The 18,191-nt window shown below is 62.9% G+C and carries 15 protein-coding genes; 6 read left to right on the top strand and 9 right to left on the bottom strand.

All coding sequences use genetic code 11. The features are described 5' to 3' along the window. Nucleotides 1-158 precede the first annotated feature (158 nt). Nucleotides 159-2,750 (bottom strand): glycosyltransferase, encoded by a 2,592-nt coding sequence (locus tag IEC33019_RS18175; protein ID WP_070094139.1) that lies wholly within the window; start codon nt 2,748-2,750, stop codon nt 159-161. Nucleotides 2,751-2,998: 248 nt separating this feature from the next. On the opposite strand from IEC33019_RS18175, the gene tcdA reads away from it, so the two are divergent. Continuing rightward, nucleotides 2,999-3,808 (top strand): tRNA cyclic N6-threonylcarbamoyladenosine(37) synthase TcdA, encoded by an 810-nt coding sequence (gene tcdA, locus IEC33019_RS18170; RefSeq protein ID WP_070094138.1) that lies wholly within the window; start codon nt 2,999-3,001, stop codon nt 3,806-3,808. A gap of 154 nt (nt 3,809-3,962) precedes the next feature. Here the strand turns inward: tcdA and IEC33019_RS18165 are convergent, their stop codons facing one another. The 4 genes from IEC33019_RS18165 to IEC33019_RS18150 all read right to left on the bottom strand — a co-directional run bounded on the left by IEC33019_RS18165 (nt 3,963) and on the right by IEC33019_RS18150 (nt 7,078). Then, entirely contained in the window at nt 3,963-4,373 is a 411-nt protein-coding gene (locus tag IEC33019_RS18165) for a SufE family protein (protein WP_070094137.1), read from the bottom strand. Further along, complete coding sequence (locus IEC33019_RS18160) at nt 4,370-5,575, bottom strand: cysteine desulfurase (RefSeq protein ID WP_070094136.1); 1,206 nt, start codon at nt 5,573-5,575, stop codon at nt 4,370-4,372. Before IEC33019_RS18160 ends, IEC33019_RS18165 begins: the two co-directional genes overlap by 4 nt. Before the next feature lie 79 nt (nt 5,576-5,654). Then, nucleotides 5,655-6,689, bottom strand: a complete 1,035-nt coding sequence (gene dapD / locus IEC33019_RS18155) for a 2,3,4,5-tetrahydropyridine-2,6-dicarboxylate N-succinyltransferase (protein ID WP_043208895.1) — start codon at nt 6,687-6,689, stop codon at nt 5,655-5,657. Between the two features lie 41 nt (nt 6,690-6,730). Then, nucleotides 6,731-7,078 (bottom strand): ArsC family reductase, encoded by a 348-nt coding sequence (locus IEC33019_RS18150; protein WP_099593823.1) that lies wholly within the window; start codon nt 7,076-7,078, stop codon nt 6,731-6,733. A gap of 271 nt (nt 7,079-7,349) precedes the next feature. Here IEC33019_RS18150 and IEC33019_RS18145 point away from each other — a divergent pair, with 271 nt between their 5' ends. Beyond that, on the top strand, nt 7,350-8,996 hold the full coding sequence (locus IEC33019_RS18145; RefSeq protein ID WP_070094134.1) for a Na+/H+ antiporter: 1,647 nt from the start codon (nt 7,350-7,352) through the stop codon (nt 8,994-8,996). 5 nt (nt 8,997-9,001) lie between these two features. On the opposite strand, the gene IEC33019_RS18140 is transcribed toward IEC33019_RS18145, so the two are convergent. The 4 genes from IEC33019_RS18140 to map all read right to left on the bottom strand — a co-directional run bounded on the left by IEC33019_RS18140 (nt 9,002) and on the right by map (nt 14,576). Next, the gene (locus IEC33019_RS18140) at nt 9,002-9,742 is read right to left on the bottom strand and encodes a peptidase M12 (RefSeq protein ID WP_139139906.1); all 741 of its coding nucleotides are present in this window, start codon (nt 9,740-9,742) and stop codon (nt 9,002-9,004) included. Between the two features lie 93 nt (nt 9,743-9,835). Continuing rightward, nucleotides 9,836-11,029: a succinyldiaminopimelate transaminase gene (gene dapC / locus IEC33019_RS18135; protein WP_070094132.1), complete on the bottom strand. Its 1,194-nt coding sequence runs from the start codon at nt 11,027-11,029 to the stop codon at nt 9,836-9,838. Between the two features lie 30 nt (nt 11,030-11,059). Further along, the gene (locus IEC33019_RS18130; protein WP_070094131.1) at nt 11,060-13,762 is read right to left on the bottom strand and encodes a [protein-PII] uridylyltransferase; all 2,703 of its coding nucleotides are present in this window, start codon (nt 13,760-13,762) and stop codon (nt 11,060-11,062) included. 31 nt (nt 13,763-13,793) lie between these two features. Further along, nucleotides 13,794-14,576 (bottom strand): type I methionyl aminopeptidase, encoded by a 783-nt coding sequence (gene map, locus IEC33019_RS18125; protein ID WP_070094130.1) that lies wholly within the window; start codon nt 14,574-14,576, stop codon nt 13,794-13,796. Between the two features lie 347 nt (nt 14,577-14,923). On the opposite strand from map, the gene rpsB reads away from it, so the two are divergent. From rpsB to frr, 4 genes are all read left to right on the top strand, one after another. Beyond that, a complete protein-coding gene (gene rpsB / locus IEC33019_RS18120; RefSeq protein WP_043208878.1) occupies nt 14,924-15,661 on the top strand; it encodes a 30S ribosomal protein S2 in 738 nt (245 codons plus the stop codon). A gap of 185 nt (nt 15,662-15,846) precedes the next feature. Beyond that, nucleotides 15,847-16,710: a translation elongation factor Ts gene (gene tsf, locus IEC33019_RS18115; protein WP_070094129.1), complete on the top strand. Its 864-nt coding sequence runs from the start codon at nt 15,847-15,849 to the stop codon at nt 16,708-16,710. Between the two features lie 180 nt (nt 16,711-16,890). After that, on the top strand, nt 16,891-17,634 hold the full coding sequence (pyrH, locus tag IEC33019_RS18110; RefSeq protein WP_043208871.1) for a UMP kinase: 744 nt from the start codon (nt 16,891-16,893) through the stop codon (nt 17,632-17,634). After that, entirely contained in the window at nt 17,631-18,188 is a 558-nt protein-coding gene (gene frr, locus IEC33019_RS18105) for a ribosome recycling factor (protein ID WP_070094128.1), read from the top strand. The genes pyrH and frr overlap by 4 nt, the downstream gene beginning before the upstream one ends. The last annotated feature ends 3 nt before the right edge of the window (nt 18,189-18,191 follow it).

The raw sequence follows: 18,191 nt of genomic DNA, 5'->3' as shown, positions 1-18,191 counted from the left end.
GGCGTTATCTTATATCAAACGAGTACGACGGGCACTGGGAATGGGGCCGCTGAGCGGCCCTTTCGCGACACAAGGGCCGCTCCGGCAGAGATCGCCGCCAACCCTGCGGGTGCGGAGTTATCCGCGAACCAGGGCGCAGCCTGGGCCAGGCATTGGAGTCAGGTCGCCTTGGCCTCGACGGCCTCATCGCCAGGTTTTGGCAAGGACGACAGCATCGCCATCACCAGCGCCGCCAGGTAAGGCAGCGACTGCACCAGCAGCATGGCCACCCAGAAGCGCATGTCTGCCCCCGGCAAGCCTTGGACCAGATAGATGCCCAGCGCCGCGCCCCAGAGAAGCAGCATGATGAACAGCTCCTCGCGCGCCTCCGAAATCGCCACCAGCAAGCCATGGCTGTCGGCGTTCTTCGGGGTGCGGAAGAACGGCATGCTGCTGGTGAAGAACCCATACAACACTGCCTTGGCGATGGTGTGCGACAGCGCAAGGCCCGCCAGCGCCGCGGCGAAGGCGTCCTTGAGGTTCACGCCCACCGCACGGCGATAGAGGAAGATGATCTTGCCGACTTTGAAGAAGAACAGCGCCAGCGGCGGGATGGCGAAGATCATCAGCGGCGGGTCGACCCGCTGCGGAACGATGATCATCGCCGCCGACCAGAGCAGGGCGCCGACCGTGAAGAAGATGTTCATGCCGTCGGCGATCCACGGCAGCCAGCCGGCCAGGAAGTGGTAGCGCTGGCCGCGGGTCAGTTCGCTGCCCTTGCCGCGCAGCAGGGCGGCGGCGTGGTGCTTGATGATCTGAATCGCGCCGTAGGCCCAGCGGAAACGCTGCTTCTTGAAGTCGATGAAGGTGTCGGGCATCAGGCCCTTGCCGTAGCTGTTGTGGGCATAGGCGGCCGACAACCCCTTCTCGAACACCCGCAGCCCTAACTCGGCGTCCTCGCAGATGCACCATTCGGCCCAGCCCAACTCCTCCAGAACCGAGCGTCGGGTCATGGTCATGGTGCCGTGCTGGATGATCGCGTCACGGTCGTTGCGAGTGACCATGCCGATGTGGAAGAACCCTTTGTATTCGCTGTAGCACAGCTTCTTGAAGGCGCTTTCGTGCTGGTCGCGGTAGTCCTGTGGCGACTGCACCACGGCGATCTTCGGGTCGGCGAAGTGCGGCACCATGTGCTTGAGCCAGTTGCGGTCGACGCAGTAGTCCGAGTCGATCACCGCGATAACCTCGGCGTCCTTGGCCGTATGAGGAATCAGGTAGTTCAGCGCGCCGCCCTTGAAGCCGGCAAGCGGTGCGACGTGGAAGAAGCGGAAGCGCTCGCCCAGACGCTCGCAGTGCGCCTTGAGCGGCTCCCAGACGGCCGGGTCCTTGGTGTTGTTGTCGATCACCAGGACTTCGTAGTCCGGGTAGTCCAGTGCCGCGAGGGCGTCCAGGGTCTGCTTCACCATCTCCGGCGGCTCGTTGTAGCACGGCACATGAATCGACACCTTGGGCCGGTAGGCCGAATCGCCTTGCACCGGTAGGAACTCGCGCCGACGCTTGTGGATCCAGACCGCTTCGGCCAATTCGTGCGCTTCGGTCAGCAGCACGATGAACACGCCCAGTGCGCCCAGAGCCAGAAGCACGCCCACGGTCAGGCTGAACCAGGTGCTGTATTGTTGGCTGTAGTCATAGGCGATCCACACCAGCACCGACCCACACAGGAAGGTGATGAAGGTGAGGAAGGTACGACCGCGCTGGCGCAGCGCCGAGCCATCGATCAACAGCACGGTCAGAGCGATCATCGCCAGCACCACCGACGCCACCGCCAGGGCGCGCCATTGCGGGATGGCCACGACCGGCCCCTCGAAGTTGAACTTCTGCTGGCGCGCAGCGTTGTACACGCCCCAGTAGGCGCCCACCGAACCTTCGTCGCTGGCCTTCCAGGGTTGGTCGTAGGCCTCGATGACGAAGTAGTTGTAGCCGCGACGGTTGAGCGTATTGACCAGCGTGCGCAGGTAGATGGCCTGATCGGCCTGGGTCGCGTCGGCACCGCCGCGCATGCGGCCATTGCTTGGCCAGCCGACTTCAGAAAGCAGCAATGGCTTGCGGGGGAACTGATGCTTAAGCTCGCGGGCCCGGTCGAGAACGAACTGCAGGGAGTCCTTCATCGGCACGAACTCCCAATAGGGCAGGATGTGCGCGGCGATCAGGTCGACATGTTTGGCCAGTTCCGGGTTTTCCTTCCAGATGTGCCATTGCTCGCTCGTGGTGACCGGCACTTTGACCGCCGCGCGCACCCGGTCCAGGTAGCCAATCAGCGCCTCGGGCGTAACCTCCTTGCGGAACAGCGCCTCGTTGCCTACCACGACCCGGACTACGCTGCGGGAGGTATTGGCCAGTTCGATCGCCTTGGCGATTTCGCGTTCGTTGCGCTCCAGATCAGGGCTGATCCAAATGCCCAGGGTGACGCGTAGGCCGAGTTCTTCAGCCAGACGCGGGATGTCGGCCTGGGTGCCCTCGACGGTGTAGATGCGGATGCTGTCGGTCAGCTTGCTCATCTGCTCCAGGTCCTGGCGGATCTCCTCGTCACTGGGGTACTGCCCCTTTTGCGGGCTTTGCCCCAGGCGGAACGGCGAATAGGAGAAGCCTGAGATCTGCTCTGGCCAGGCGGGGGCGGACACTGGGCGGTTGATCAGTGCCCAGAAACCGGTGAACAGTGCGGCAATAGCCAGGACCACCACCAGGTTGAGACCAAATTTGCGTGATGACATAGGTGTTTCAGATTCCGAAGGTGAGCGGGGCGGGCAACGGCTTGGATTTCCCGCTGGAGATGAAGTTCTGAAGCCGCTCGGCTATTGCTCAGGACCACTGCGATTAGTGGGATATTAAAGCAGGATTTGTAGGGGCTTTACTAACCAGCCCCAGGCTGGGGGCAATCTGGTACCACGATCGGGCGCCACGACAGCCCCGGGACGGGCCCATTGGCATATAATGCGCGCCGTTTTTTCAGGGGGTGAGCATGAGCACAGAAGATCCACGCTTCGCCGGCGTTGCCCGGCTGTATGGCGAGCAAGGCTTGGAGCGCCTGCGCCAGGCCCATGTGGCGATCGTCGGTATCGGCGGGGTCGGGTCCTGGGCCGCAGAGGCCATGGCCCGCAGTGGTGTAGGCGAAATCACCCTGTTCGACTTGGACGATGTCTGCGTGAGCAACACCAATCGCCAGGCCCATGCCCTGGAAGGGCAGGTCGGGCGGCCCAAGGTCGAGGTCATGGCCGAGCGCCTGCGGGCGATCAACCCGGCGTGCACCGTGCATGCGGTGGCCGACTTCGTCACCCGCGACACCATGATCGAGTACATCACTGAGCAACTCGATTGCGTCATCGACTGCATCGACAGTGTGATGGCCAAGGCCGCGTTGATCGCCTGGTGCCGGCGTCGCAAGATCTCCATCGTCACCACCGGTGGCGCGGGTGGGCAGATCGACCCGACCCAGATCCAGATCGGCGATCTGAACAAGACCTTCAATGACCCGCTGGCCTCGCGGGTACGCTCGACCCTGCGGCGCGACTACAACTTCTCGCGCAACGTCTCGCGCAACTATGGCGTGCCTTGTGTGTTTTCCAGCGAGCAGCTGCGTTACCCCAAAGGCGATGGCAGCGTGTGCCTGCAGAAGAGCTTCGTGGGCGAGGGCGTACGGCTGGACTGTTCGGGCGGTTTTGGAGCAGTGATGATGGTCACCGCGACCTTCGGCATGGTCGCGGCGAGCAAAGCGGTGGAAAAACTGGTGGGCGGAGCTCGGCGGCCGTCGGAGCGGGTCAAGGCCGAGTGAGCCGGTGATCGCTCCCCGACGCCTGGTGGGAACTAAGGGCGACGGATTGTGGTGGCCCCAGGCACCCTTTGTGGGTTTACAGGCACAGCGGTAAGTCTGAGTGCAATACAGAACCTGTGGGAGCGGGTTCACCCGCGAAGAGCGCAGCGCCGAATCACGGGCAAGCCGCCAATTCGGCCATCCGCTGCAACACCGCATGCAAGCCATTGCTGCGTGACGGCGAGAGCTGGCGCTCCAGCCCCAACTGGGTAAACCAGCCGCGCAGATCGACCTGCGCCAGCTGCTCATTGGGCAAGCCCTGCACCCGCACCAGCAACAGCGCCAACAGTCCGCGCAGCAGACGTGCGTCGCTGCTGGCCTTGAAGTGCCATTGGCCATCGTTGTGCTCGGCCACCAGCCACACCACGCTTTCGCAGCCGTGCACACGATGCTCTTCGGTCTTCTGTGCCTCTGTCAGCGGCTCCAGGCGATCGCCCCACTGCATCAGCAACCGTGCTCGTTGCTCCCAGCCCCGGGCTTGCTCGAAGTGCTCCAGCGCTTGGCTGGCAGCAGTGGGCAGGCTCATCGCAGCAGCTCCAGGCCTTGATCCAAGGCGTCGAAGAACCGCTGCAGGTCGTCGCTGTCGTTGTACAAAGCCAGGGAGACGCGGATTGCCCCCTCCAGGCCCAGCCCTTGGAGCAGCGGCATGGCGCAGTGATGGCCAGCTCGTACGGCGATGCCTTGCTCCGTGAGCAGGTGGGCGATATCGGCATTGTGCACACCTTCCACCACAAAGCTCACCAAGGCCGCTTGTGGCGTGCCCAGGATGCGAATGCCTTCGCGATCGCCCAGGCCACGCAGCAGGTAGTGATGCAGGCTGGTTTCGTGGTGGGTCACGGCCGTGGCATCGAGGCTGGCCAGGTAATCGAGTGTCGCCCCTAGCCCGATGACGCCAGCGATCGGCGGCGTACCAGCCTCAAAGCCCAGTGGCGCGGGACGGAAGCTGGCGCTGTGGTAGTCGGCCAGTTGCACCATCTCACCGCCAAACTGCCAATGATGCGTTTGCTCCAGTGCCTGCTGGCGGCCATAGAGTACGCCGACACCTTCAGGGCCATAGAGTTTGTGGCTGGAGAACACGTAGAAGTCGCAGTCCAGTTGCTGCACATCATGGCGGCCATGCACCACGCCCTGGGCACCGTCGACCACGGTCAACGCGCCTTGGGCACGCGCATGGGCGAGCAGGGCCGGCAATGGCTGCCAGGTGCCAAGCACGTTGGACAGCTGGCTGACTGCCAGCAGGCGGGTGCGTGGGCCGATCAGTTGCAGGGCCTGGTCCAGGTCGATGCGGCCGTGTTCATCCAGTGGCAGCACCACCAGGCGCAGGTTGCGGCGACGCGCCAACTGCTGCCAGGGCAGCAGGTTGGCGTGGTGTTCAAGGGCGCTGATGGCGATCTCGTCGCCCGCTTCGAAGCGGTATTCCAGTCCATAAGCCAGCAGGTTGAGGGCCGAGGTGGCGCCATGGGTGAACACGATCTGCCGGGAGTCGGAGGCGTTGAGCCAGGCGGCGACCTTGTCGCGGCTGGCCTCGAAGGCCTGGGTCGCCAATGCACCGGGTAGGTGCTGGGCACGATGCACATTGGCCGCGCCATGGCCGTAGTAGTGGCTCAGGGCATCGAGCAGGGCCTGGGGCTTCTGGGTGGTGGCGGCGCTGTCCAGGTAGGTCTGGTGCTGGCGTTGCAGGGCGGCGATGGCGGGGAAGTCGGCACGCCAGGGGGAGGGCTGGAACATGATCGCGGGGCCTGGAATGAAAAATCGGGACTGACACGACGTCAGCCCCGATCTTATCACTTCAAACCTGGGCAGGTTCTCAGTTGTGGGCGTGCAGCGCCTCATTCAGCTCGATGGCCGACTTGTGGGTCTTGCACTCCACCGCGCCATTGAGCGAATTGCGACGGAACAGCAGGTCGGTCTGGCCGGCCAGGTCACGTGCCTTGACCACTTTGACCAGCTGGTTGTTTTCGTCCAGCAGGTTCACCTTGGTACCGGCGGTGATGTACAGGCCAGCTTCCACGGTGTTGCGATCGCCCAACGGGATACCGATACCGGCGTTGGCGCCGATCAGGCAGCCTTCACCGACCTTGATCACGATGTTGCCGCCACCGGACAGGGTACCCATGGTCGAGCAACCGCCGCCCAGGTCCGAGCCCTTGCCGACGAAGACGCCTGCGGAGACGCGGCCTTCGATCATGCCTGGGCCTTCGGTGCCGGCGTTAAAGTTGACGAAACCTTCGTGCATGATGGTGGTGCCTTCGCCGATGTAGGCGCCCAGGCGCACGCGCGCGGTGTCGGCGATACGCACGCCGGCCGGAACCACGTAGTCGGTCATCTTCGGGAACTTGTCCACCGAGAACACTTCCAGCAGCTCGCCCTTCAGGCGCGCTTCCAGTTGCAGCTCGGCCAGCTCGCTCAGGTCCACCGCGCCCTGGTTGGTCCAGGCGACGTTCGGCAGCAGCGGGAAAATGCCGGCCAGGCTCACACCGTGCGGCTTGACCAGGCGGTGCGACAGCAGGTGCAGCTTCAGGTATGCCTCCGGGGTGGAGGTCAGGGCGCCGTCCTCGGCCAGCACGGTGGCGACCAGTGGCTTGTGGCTTTCGGCCAGGCGTGTCAGCAACGCGGCCTGGGCGGCGTCTACGCCCTTGACGGCTTCAGCGAGCTGGGCGGCCTGGGCGTTGCTGAAGGCAATGGCCTGGTTGCCACCTTCGTAGCCGAGGATCGGCGCGATGGCTGCGACCAGCTCGGCGCTCGGGGCGAGGACGGGCTGGGCGTAGAAAACTTCCAGCCAGGTGCCCTGGCGGTTCTGGGTGCCGACACCGAAGGCCAGGCTGAACAGGGTAGTGGACATGCAATTACCTCATGCGAATAAGGGGTTGAAGCGAAGGCGGTTCAGGCCAGTGCCGCGGCGTACAGGTCGGGCTTGAAGCCAACCAGGGTGCGGTCACCGAGATCGAGCACGGGGCGCTTGATCATCGAAGGCTGGGCCAGCATCAGTTCGACGGCTTTGGCCTGGTCGAGATCGGCCTTGCTGACGTCGTCCAGCTTGCGGAAGGTGGTGCCGGCGCGGTTGAGGACCACTTCCCAGCCATGTTCGTCGCACCAGCGGTTCAGGCTGTCGCGGTCGATGCCCTGGGTCTTGTAGTCGTGAAAGGCATAGCCGACGGCTTTTTCGTCAAGCCAGGTACGGGCCTTCTTCATGGTGTCGCACGCTTTGATGCCGTAGAGAGTGTAAGCCATTGAATTCATCGGGGATCATTGGCTTCCCCAATCCTCCCCATGTTCTCCCGAAAGTAAGTCGCCGGATTATGCGGCATCGTTCCATCGAGCGCCACGGCTGTGGTCGCGCAGGCTTGTCGCATCGAGGTGGGTAGCATTGTGTTACATATTGGGCGGGCGGCTGCGACTATCGTGCAGCGGCTCAAGCTAGCGGAGCACCGCTAACATATTGTTTCAAAGACGATGTCTCGCCTGCGCTGTCGTTTGTCCGTTCATAGAGGAAGCTTTGCCGATGCAGTCAGCCTATACCGTTCTAATCCTGCTGATGCTGGTGAGCTTGTCGAAGTTGGTGGGGCGGGTGATTCCGCTGCCACTGCCGCTGGTGCAGATTGGCGCCGGGGCGCTGCTGGCCTGGCCCACCCTCGGGCTGCATGTCGCGCTGGATCCGGAGTTGTTCCTGTTTCTGTTCCTGCCTCCCTTGCTGTTCGCCGATGGCTGGCGCATGCCCAAGCGTGAACTATGGCGCATCCGCGGGCCGGTGGTGGCGCTGGCAGTGGGGCTGGTGCTGTTCACCGTGGTCGGTGCCGGTTACTTCATTCACTGGCTGCTGCCAAACATTCCCCTGGCGGTGGCCTTCGCCCTGGCGGCAGTGCTGTCGCCTACCGATGCGGTGGCGGTATCGGCCATCACCCAGGACCGCCTGCCCACGCCGCTGATGCACATGCTCCAGGGCGAAGCGCTGATGAACGATGCCTCGGGTCTGGTGACCTTCAAGTTCGCCCTGGCTGCGGCCATTACCGGTGTGTTTTCGTTGGCCGATGCCAGCCTCACTTTCGTGCTTGTCGCCCTGGGTGGCCTGGGTGTGGGCGTGGTACTGAGCTGGCTGGTCGGGCGCCTGCGCATGTGGATGATCACCCGGGGCTGGGACGATCCGGCGACCCATGTGGTGTTCATGCTGCTGCTGCCGTTCGCCGCCTATGTGTTGGCCGAGCGCCTGGGAGTGTCGGGCATCCTCTCAGCGGTGGCAGCGGGGATGATGCAGAGCTGGCTCGACCTGTTGCCGCGCCAGACCAGCACACGCCTGCTCAATCGCAGTGTCTGGTCGCTGCTGGAGTTCGCCTTCAATGGCCTGATCTTCCTGTTGCTGGGGTTGCAGTTGCCGGACATCGTCAAGGCCGTGGTCACCGATGAAGCCGCGGTATGGCCAACGTTGGCCTGGCGCTGCCTTGACGTGGTGGCCATCTTCGCGGCACTGATCCTGTTGCGTTTCATCTGGGTGCAGAGCATCTGGCGTGCGATCGGTGTGGTGAGGCGCTGGCGCGGCAAGCCGGAGCTGGTGCTGCTGCCGACTGCGCGCTCCTGCTGGCTGCTGACCTTGGGTGGGGTACGCGGTGCCGTGACCCTGGCCGGTGTGATGTCGATACCTTTGCTGATGGGGGCCGGTAAAGCCTTCCCTGAGCGCGACCTGCTCATCTTCATTGCCGCGGGGGTGATCCTGCTGTCGCTGATCTGTGCGGTGATCACCTTGCCGGTCCTGCTGCGCGGCGTTACCCGCAGCCCGGATGATCGCTTGCGCCAGGAGGTCCAGGAGGCCTGGCGACGGACGGCAGAAGCGGCGATCCATGCGCTGGAGGCGGAGGAAGTGATCGATACCAGCGCCCCGCAGGACGCAACCCAGGCCACCTTGGCCACCGAGTTGAAGGCGCGTCTGATGGCCGAATACCGCGATGAACTGGACAGCTACAACGACTCGGCGGAGGCCCGAGCCCTGGCCGAGCAGATGGACCTGCTGGAGCGTCGCCTACGCCTGCGTGCGCTGCGCGCCCAGCGGCTTGAACTGTACAACCTGCATCGCCAGCATCTGGTGGGCGATGAGGTGGTGCGCCAGGTGCTGGGCGAACTCGACCTCAGTGAGGCGAACCTAGGCCAGGTGCGCTGAGGCCATCAGTCGTGGGGATAGGCCAGGCGCATGAACGCGAGGTCTTTTTCGCTCAGCTCACTGTTCAGCCCTATTTCCCAGTCGCCTAAGGTGAAGGACTGGGGAACCGGATAGTGCATGACCGAGCCGGGATCGTAGTCGGTCTTGATCAGGCCGACGTCATCCCGCGTACTGATCATTTCCTGCATCACATGCTGGTAGGTCCAGCCCGGTATCGCGGTGACGCTTTTCAGCACCTCGGGCAGGTTCCAGGGGATGTTTGCCCCAGGGTGCTGATGCTCGTGCTCCGCGCCCAGGGCGTGGCCGAATTCATGCAGCACGACATGTTCGAAGCTGGGATGTGCCGGTACAACGTTCAGGTTCATGGTTTCGCCCCTCGCCGTCAGCGCGTCGGTGCCAACCAGGGATTCGTTGTGCACCAGCGACGGGTGTGCACGTACCCGGATCTGCGCCCGCGGGTTGTCATCCAGCGCAAGCTCGAGCGACAGGTTGGCGTCGGATTGGTCTAGCCATTGGCTGGCCAGGTCGAAGATATCGGTCTTCAGGCGCCGATTAGGCGAGCCCAGGAATGAGACCCAAATCGTACGGCCTGGGCGCCATAGCTTGCCATGTACGGCAAGGGCGCGTTTGCGGCGATTGGCCTGCGGCGCGGGGCCGGCGTTGCGAGGGTTTTCAGCGATCGCCAGGGCGTGCGCTTGTTGCATGTCCAGGGGCGCGCGTCGACGAGGAAAGATCAGTGAATTCAAGGGAAAAGCTCCGCAATGAGAAAAGGTTTGCGGAGCTTTGCCTGTCGCCAATGGCTAGGTGCGGTACATATTGCTCAAGCGCGTGTCGCCATTTCAGCGCATCAGGAATGCGCGAATCCGCTCCGCCGCCTCGATGCACTCGGCCAGCGGTGCGACCAGCGCCATGCGCACGCGGCCAGCACCTGGGTTGACCCCATCCGCTTCACGAGACAGATACGAGCCCGGCACCACGGTCACATGCTCGGCTTCGAACAGATCGCGGGTGAAGTCAGCATCGCTGCCGGGCACCTTGGCCCACAGGTAGAAGCTGCCATCGGGACGCTGCACGTCCATCACGGGCTGGAGAATGTCCAGCACCGCGTCGTACTTGGCCCGGTACTGGTCGCGGTTCTCGCGCACATGGGCTTCGTCCTGCCAGGCCGCGACGCTTGCCAGTTGGGTCTGCACCGGCATGGCGCAGCCGTGGTAGGTGCGATAGAGCAGGAATGGCTTGATGATCTTGGCATCGCCGGCCACGAAGCCGGAGCGCAGGCCTGGCAGGTTGGAGCGCTTGGACAGACTGTGGAACACCACGCAGCGCGCGAAATCGCTGCGGCCCAGCTCGGCGCAGGCGCTGAGCAGGCCAGGTGGCGGGGCGTCTTCGTCGAAGTACAGCTCGCTGTAACACTCGTCGGCGGCGATCACGAAGTCGTGCTCATCGGCCAGGGCGATCAGTTTCTTCAGGGTATCCATCGGCACCAGGGCGCCGGTGGGGTTGCCGGGCGAGCACAGGAAGAGGATCTGGCAACGCTTCCAAACCTCGGCCGGTACGGCGTCGAAGTCAGGATTGAAGCCATTGCTTTCCAGGCACGGCAGGTAGTGCGGCGTGGCGCCTGCCAGCAGGGCCGCGCCTTCATAGATTTGGTAGAACGGGTTGGGGCTGACCACCAGGCCGTCATCGGCGCGGTTGACCACGGCCTGGGTGAAGGCGAAGAGCGCTTCGCGGGTGCCGTTGACTGGCAGGATATGGCGGTCGGCATCGAGCCAGCCGGCCGGTACGCCGAAGCGTCGTTCGCACCATTGGCCGATGGCCTGGCGCAGGGCCGGCAGACCGATGGTGCTCGGGTACACCGCCAGCTTGTCGAGGTTGTCGGCGATGGCCTGGGCGACGAACGCCGGCGATTCGTGCTTCGGCTCGCCGATCGACAGGGCGATGGCGCGCTTGTCCGCCGCAGGCTTCACGCTGCCCAGCAGGGCGCGGAGTTTCTCGAACGGGTAGGGCTGAAGCTGGGTCAGGGCATGGTTCATCGGCGCAAGGTCTCGTCAATCGTCTAATCGTTAAAAGGTCACGCGGGTCGGGCTGGCGTCGCTGGCCTGGCCGGCCTGCAACTGCTTGATGATGGCTTCCTGCAGGCGAAGGCACAGTTGCGGGTCGGACAGCGGCTGGTTGTTGGCATCGGTGATGAAGAACACGTCTTCCACGCGCTCGCCCAAGGTGGCGATCTTGGCGTTCTGCAGCGACAGGTCGAACTCCAGGAAGATCCTGCCGATCCTGGCCAGCAGGCCAGGGCGGTCGGGCGCGGTGATCTCGAGGATGGTCACCGGCCGCTGGGCGTCGTTGTGAATGGTCACCTGCGGGGCGAAGGTGAAGTGCTTGAGCTGGCGCGGCACCCGGCGCTGGATGATGGTCGGGTAGTTCTCGGGATTGCGCAGGGCTTCGGTCAGGCCGTCGCGGATCTGCTTGACCCGCTGTGGATTGTCGCCGATCGAGCCGCCGTCGTTGTCCAGGACAATATAGGTGTCGAGGGTGAACTGGCTGCTGGAGGTGATGATCCGTGCATCATGGATGTTCAGGTTGAGCTGGGACATCGCAGCCACGGTCACGGCGAAGAAGTCGTGCTGGTCCGGTGCATAGATGAAAATCTGCGTGCCGCCTTCGAACTCGCGCTGGGTGGTTTCCTTGATCAGCACCAGCGGGCCGCCATCGGCCGGTTGCTGGAGGATCGCATCGCTGTGCCAGGCCACGTCGGCGGCGGTGTGACGCAGGAAGTAATCGTCTCCCAACTGGGCCCAGAGCTGCTCCACATCGTCCGGGTCGGTGCCCTCGCGTACCAGGATGTCCAGTGCCGCGGTCTGCGTCTGACGGATCTGCTCCTCGCGGTCCAGCGGGTTTTCCAGGCCCCGGCGCAGGGCGCGCTTGGTCTCGGTATAGAGTTGGCGCAGCAGGCTGGCGCGCCAGGAGTTCCACAGGCTGGGGTTGGTGGCGTTGATGTCGGCCACGGTCAGCACGTAGAGGTAGTCCAGGCGTGTCTCGTCGCCCACCAGCAGGGCGAAATCGTTGATCACCTGTGGGTCGGAGAGGTCCTTGCGTTGGGCGGTGGTGGACATCACCAGGTGCTGCTGCACCAGCCAGACGATCAGTTTGCTGTCCCAGGCGGGCAACTGATGGCGCTCGCAGAAGGCCTGTGCGTCCACCGCGCCCAGCTCGGAGTGGTCGCCCTGGCGACCCTTGCCGATGTCGTGATACAGGCCGGCCAGGTAAATCAGCTCGGGTTTGGGCAGGCGGCCCATGAGCTTGCTGGCCAGCGGGAATTTCTCCGACACCGGGGTGTACTGTAGTTTGCGCAGGTGCTTGATCAGGTTGAGGGTGTGGGCATCGACCGTATAGATGTGGAACAGGTCATGTTGCATCTGCCCGACGATCAGGCCGAATTCCGGCAGGTAACGGCCAAGGATGCCGTAGCGGTTCATTCGGCGCAGGTTGCGATGGATGCCGATCTCGCACTTGAACAGCTCGATGAACAGACTGGTGTTGCGGATATCGTTGCGGAACTTGTCGTTGATCAGGTGACGGTGTTCACGCAGCTGACGCACGGTGTCGGCGCGCACGCCCTTGATCTCCGGGTGCTGGGCCATCAGCACGAAGATCTCCAGCATGGCGAATGGCGTGCGCTTGAACACGTTCGGGCTCACCGCTTCGATGTAGCCATCGTGCAGGCGGAAGCGAGCATTGAGCGGCTGGGTGGTGCCGCTGTCCTCGTCAGCGAGGATGACTTCCTCGAAGTGCTGGATGATCAGGTCGCACAGCTGGCTGATGCTCATCACCACCCGGTAGTACTGCTGCATGAACTGCTCGATGGCCCGCTTGGGGTTCTCATCGCTGTAGCCGAGCAGTGCGGCGATACTGCGCTGGTGGTCGAACAGCAGGCGGTCCTCGGCGCGCCCGGCAAGCATGTGCAAGGCGTAGCGCACGCGCCACAGAAAGGCCTGGGAAGAGGCCAGCAGCTCGTTCTCGCTTTCCAGCAGGAAGTCTTCACCGGCTAGGGCGTGGAGGTTCAGTGTGCCGTACTGCCGGCGCGCCACCCAGAGGACGGTCTGGATGTCGCGCAGGCCGCCTGGAGAGCCTTTGACGTTGGGTTCGAGGTTGTATTCGGTGTCGTTGTACTTGTGGTGGCGGGCCTTGAGTTCGGCGCGCTTGGCCAGGAAGAACTCCTTGCTCGGCCACATGTGCTCGGTGCTGGTCACATCCAGCATGCGCTGGCGCAGGGCTTCGGGGCCGGCGATGGTGCGGCTTTCCATCAGGTTGGTGATGACGGTCAGGTCGGCGCGGGCCTGTTCGGCGCATTCATCGACCGTGCGCACGCTCTGGCCGACTTCCAGGCCGATGTCCCAGAGCAGTGTGAGGAAGCGCTCGATGGCATCGCGATACTGCTCATGCTCGGCGCTGTCGAGCAGGATCAGCAGGTCTATATCCGACCAGGGGTGCAACTCGCCACGGCCATAGCCGCCGACGGCCACCAGGGCGATGCCGGTCTGGTCGCGCCAATCGAACTGGTTCCAGGCCTGTTGCAGGATGTTGTCGACGAACCAGGCGCGGGCCTCGATGAGGGGGCGGATCTCGCAGCCCCCCCGAAAGCGTCGGTCGAGCACCGTACCCGCCTGGCGGATGGCTTTCTTGAAGGCCGCGATGGGGCTTGCCTTGAGGGCCAGTTCCGCCTGGAACTGGCCCCGGTCGAACAGCTCGGGATCCACCTGGGTCATCGAGTCGCGTTCCTGTGTGGTTGGCCCAGGGTCAGGCCGAGGTGCGCGGGAGGGTGTCGTCCTTGCGCAGGGTGAAGATCTCGTAGCCGGTGGCGGTCACCAGGATGGTGTGTTCCCACTGGGCCGAGAGCTTGCGGTCCTTGGTGATGGCGGTCCAACCGTCGCCCAGCACCTTGGTGTCGGCTTTGCCCTGGTTGATCATCGGCTCGATGGTGAAGGTCATGCCTTCCTTGAGTTCCATGCCGGTGCCGGCGCGGCCGTAGTGCAGCACCTGCGGCTCCTCATGGAACACCTTGCCGATGCCATGGCCGCAGAACTCGCGAACCACGGAGAAACCGTTCTTCTCGGCGTGCTTCTGGATGACTTCGCCGATATCGCCCAGGCGGCAACCCGGCTTGACCAGTTCGATGGCCTTGTACATGCACTCCTGGGTCACCTTGGACAGGCGCTCGGCCCACGGGGCGACGGTGCCGACATGGAACATGCGGCTGGTATCGCCGTGGTAGCCATCCTTGATCACGGTGATGTCGATGTTGATGGTGTCGCCATCCTTGAGCGGCTTCTCATTGGGGATGCCGTGGCAGACCACATGGTTGATCGAGGTGCAGATCGACTTGGGGAAGCCTTTATAGTTGAGCGGCGCCGGAATGGCCTGCTGGACGTTGACGATGTAGTCGTGGCAGATGCGGTCCAGTTCTTCGGTGGTGACACCGGGCTTGACGTGTTCCTCGATCATCTCGAGGACTTCGGCGGCCAGGCGGCCGGCGATGCGCATCTTCTCGATGTCTTCTGCGGTCTTGATGGTGACGGTCATTACAGGCTCTCTACGGCGCCACGAGGGCGCGAACAAACGGGAAAGGCCGGATTCTAGCAGAGCAGGGCGCCAATCTGTCGGGATAAAGGCGCAGGTTCTGCTGTCTATCGAAGGCATTCTGGCGCGATTGCCAGGCTGCTGCAAAAGCCGCTGACGGACGAGACATCAACCGGGTTCCGTTCGCTCGCGGTCTGTGGTATAAAATGCGCCGCTTTCGGGGGAGGTCCTCCGGAAGCTCAAACCCACACACGTGTCGACACGATGACCTGGGTGCTCCGAGTCCGATGGGCTCGCGGGTTGGTCATTGGGATACGTGGAGGCCCAACCCGACTTATCAAGGAACTATCATGTCCCAAGTCAACATGCGCGATATGCTGAAGGCCGGTGTGCACTTCGGCCACCAGACCCGTTACTGGAACCCGAAAATGGGCAAGTTCATTTTCGGCGCGCGTAACAAGATTCACATCATCAACCTGGAAAAAACCCTGCCGATGTTCAACGACGCTCTGTCGTTCGTAGAGCGCCTGGCCCAGGGCAAGAACAAGATCCTGTTCGTCGGCACCAAGCGTTCCGCTGGCAAGATCGTCGCCGAGCAAGCTGCTCGTTGCGGTTCGCCATACGTTGACCACCGCTGGTTGGGCGGCATGCTGACCAACTACAAGACCATCCGTGCTTCGATCAAGCGTCTGCGCGACCTGGAAACCCAGGCCGAAGACGGTACTTTCGCCAAGCTGACCAAGAAAGAAGCCCTGATGCGCTCCCGCGACCTGGAAAAACTGGATCGCAGCCTGGGCGGCATCAAGGACATGGGCGGTCTGCCTGACGCACTGTTCGTCATCGACGTTGATCACGAGCGCATCGCGATCACCGAAGCCAACAAGCTGGGCATCCCGGTCATCGGCGTTGTCGATACCAACAGCAGCCCGGAAGGTGTCGATTACATCATCCCAGGCAACGACGACGCCATCCGCGCCATCGAGCTGTACATGACTTCGATGGCTGACGCCGTCATCCGCGGCCGCAACAACGTTGCTGGCGGCACCGAAGTTTACGCTGAAGAAGCGGCGGCACCAGCTGCCGAGTAATTGACGCCTGCGTCTACTTGGCACGCAAAAAGGGGGCTTGGCCCCCTTTTTGCCACCTGAAATCCTCCTGTCAGCATCACGTCGCATCCTGTAGGGTGCTGACACCAAGACAGTGGGTTTCCAGAATTGAACGCCCGTGATTGAGCGGGTGGAATGGTTGAAAAACTTTCCAAGAGGATTTTGAAATGGCAGCAATTACTGCAGCGCTGGTAAAAGAACTGCGTGAGCGTACTGGCGAAGGCATGATGGATTGCAAAAAGGCCCTGGAAAAGGCCGGCGGCGACATCGAGAAAGCCATTGATGACATGCGCGCTTCGGGCGCGATCAAGGCTGCCAAGAAAGCTGGCAACGTTGCCGCTGAAGGCGCTATCGCCGTCAAGACCGACGGTAAATCCGCCGTCCTGCTGGAAGTGAACTCGCAGACCGACTTCCTGGCTCTGCAAGACGACTTCAAGAACTTCGTCGCTGAAAGCATCGAAGAAGCCTTCGCCCAGAAGCTGACCGACGCAACCCCGCTGATCGCCTCGCGCGAAGCCGCTCGTGAAGCCCTGGTCGCCAAGTGCGGCGAAAACGTCAACATCCGCCGTCTGGCGCGCGTTGAAGGTGACGTTGTCGGTGCCTACCTGCACGGCAACAAGATCGGTGCCGCTGTCGTCCTGAAAGGCGGCGACGTCGAGCTGGCCAAGAACATCGCCATGCACGTTGCAGCTTCGAACCCAGAGTTCCTGCTGCCTTCGGAAGTCTCGGCCGAAGCCATCGAGCGCGAGAAGGGCGTCTTCCTGCAGCTGAACGCTGACAAGATCGCTGGCAAGCCAGAAAACATCGTCGAGAACATGATCAAAGGTCGTATCTCGAAGTTCCTGGCTGAAGCCTCCCTGGTCGAGCAGGCTTTCGTCATGAACCCGGAAGTCAAAGTCGGCGACCTGGCCAAGAAAGCCGGTGCTGAAATCGTTTCCTTCACCTACTTCAAGGTCGGCGAAGGCATCGAGAAGCCTGTCGACAACTTCGCTGAAGAAGTTGCCGCCCAGGTAGCTGCCGCCAAGCAGTAAGACGGACTCGTCTGTCGCCCCAAAGAGGCTGCCCGCTCACGCGCGCAGCCTCTTTGTCAAACCGGAGCCGGGTTTATCCGGCCAGGCTCCGCTGGCGCTGAAGCAGCGCCACGCTACAGTTAGCAGGCTGTTACCCAGCCCGCGCAGAATTTACTTAAGACGCCGCAGGAGAGACTCGCAATGGCCCAGCAGGTGAGTGGTCGCCAACCTCGCTATAAACGCATTTTGCTCAAACTTAGCGGCGAGGCCCTGATGGGCTCGGAAGAGTTCGGGATCGACCCGAAAGTACTTGATCGCATGGCTCTGGAAGTCGGCCAGCTCGTCGGCATCGGTGTTCAGGTCGGCCTGGTGATCGGTGGGGGCAACCTGTTCCGCGGCGCAGCGCTCAGCGCAGCCGGCATGGACCGCGTCACTGGCGACCACATGGGGATGCTGGCGACCGTGATGAACGCCCTGGCCATGCGTGACGCCCTGGAGCGCTCGAATATCCCGGCCTTGGTCATGTCCGCCATTTCCATGGTCGGCGTCACCGATCATTACGATCGTCGCAAAGCTATTCGTCACCTCAACTCCGGGGATGTGGTAATTTTCTCCGCCGGTACCGGCAACCCGTTCTTCACCACCGACTCCGCAGCCTGCCTGCGCGCCATCGAAATCGATGCCGATGTGGTGCTGAAGGCGACCAAGGTCGACGGTGTCTACACTGCCGATCCATTCAAGGATCCGCACGCCGAGAAGTTCGATCACCTGACCTACGACGAGGTTCTGGATCGCAAGCTCGGTGTCATGGACCTGACCGCAATTTGCCTGTGCCGCGACCACAAGATGCCATTGCGGGTATTCAACATGAACAAGCCTGGCGCCCTGCTGAACATCGTGGTGGGTGGCGCTGAAGGTACTCTGATCGAGGAAGGCGAAGCATGATCAACGACATCAAGAAAGACGCTCAGGAGCGCATGGGCAAGTCCATCGAGGCCCTGGGTCGCAACCTGGCGGCGATCCGCACCGGTCGCGCTCACCCGAGCATCCTGGACAGCGTCAAGGTGCCGGCCTGGGGTAGCGAGATGCCGCTGAACCAGGTAGCTGCTATCACCGTCGAAGACGCCCGTACCCTGAAGATCGTGGCGCACGACAAGAACCTCAGCGCCGCCATCGAGAAGGCCATCCTGACCTCCGACCTGGGTCTGAACCCGTCGAGCGCCGGCACCACCATCCGCGTGCCGATGCCAGCCCTGACCGAGGAAACCCGCAAGGGTTACACCAAGCAGGCTCGTGGCGTTGCCGAAGACGCCAAGGTTTCGGTGCGCAACGTGCGTCGCGATGCCCTGGCCGATCTCAAGAAGCTGGCCAAGGACAAGGAAATCAGCGAAGACGAAGAGCGTCGCGCCGCCGACGAGCTGCAGAAGCTGACCGACAAGTTCATCGCTGAAGTCGACAAGGCTCTGGAAGCCAAGGAGAAGGACCTGATGGCCGTTTGAGGC

Origin of the sequence: Pseudomonas putida (assembly GCF_002741075.1) — a bacterium.
In the GTDB taxonomy this organism is placed as follows: Bacteria; Pseudomonadota; Gammaproteobacteria; order Pseudomonadales; family Pseudomonadaceae; genus Aquipseudomonas; species Aquipseudomonas putida_T.
This window is presented reverse-complemented; position numbering and strand designations above follow the sequence as displayed.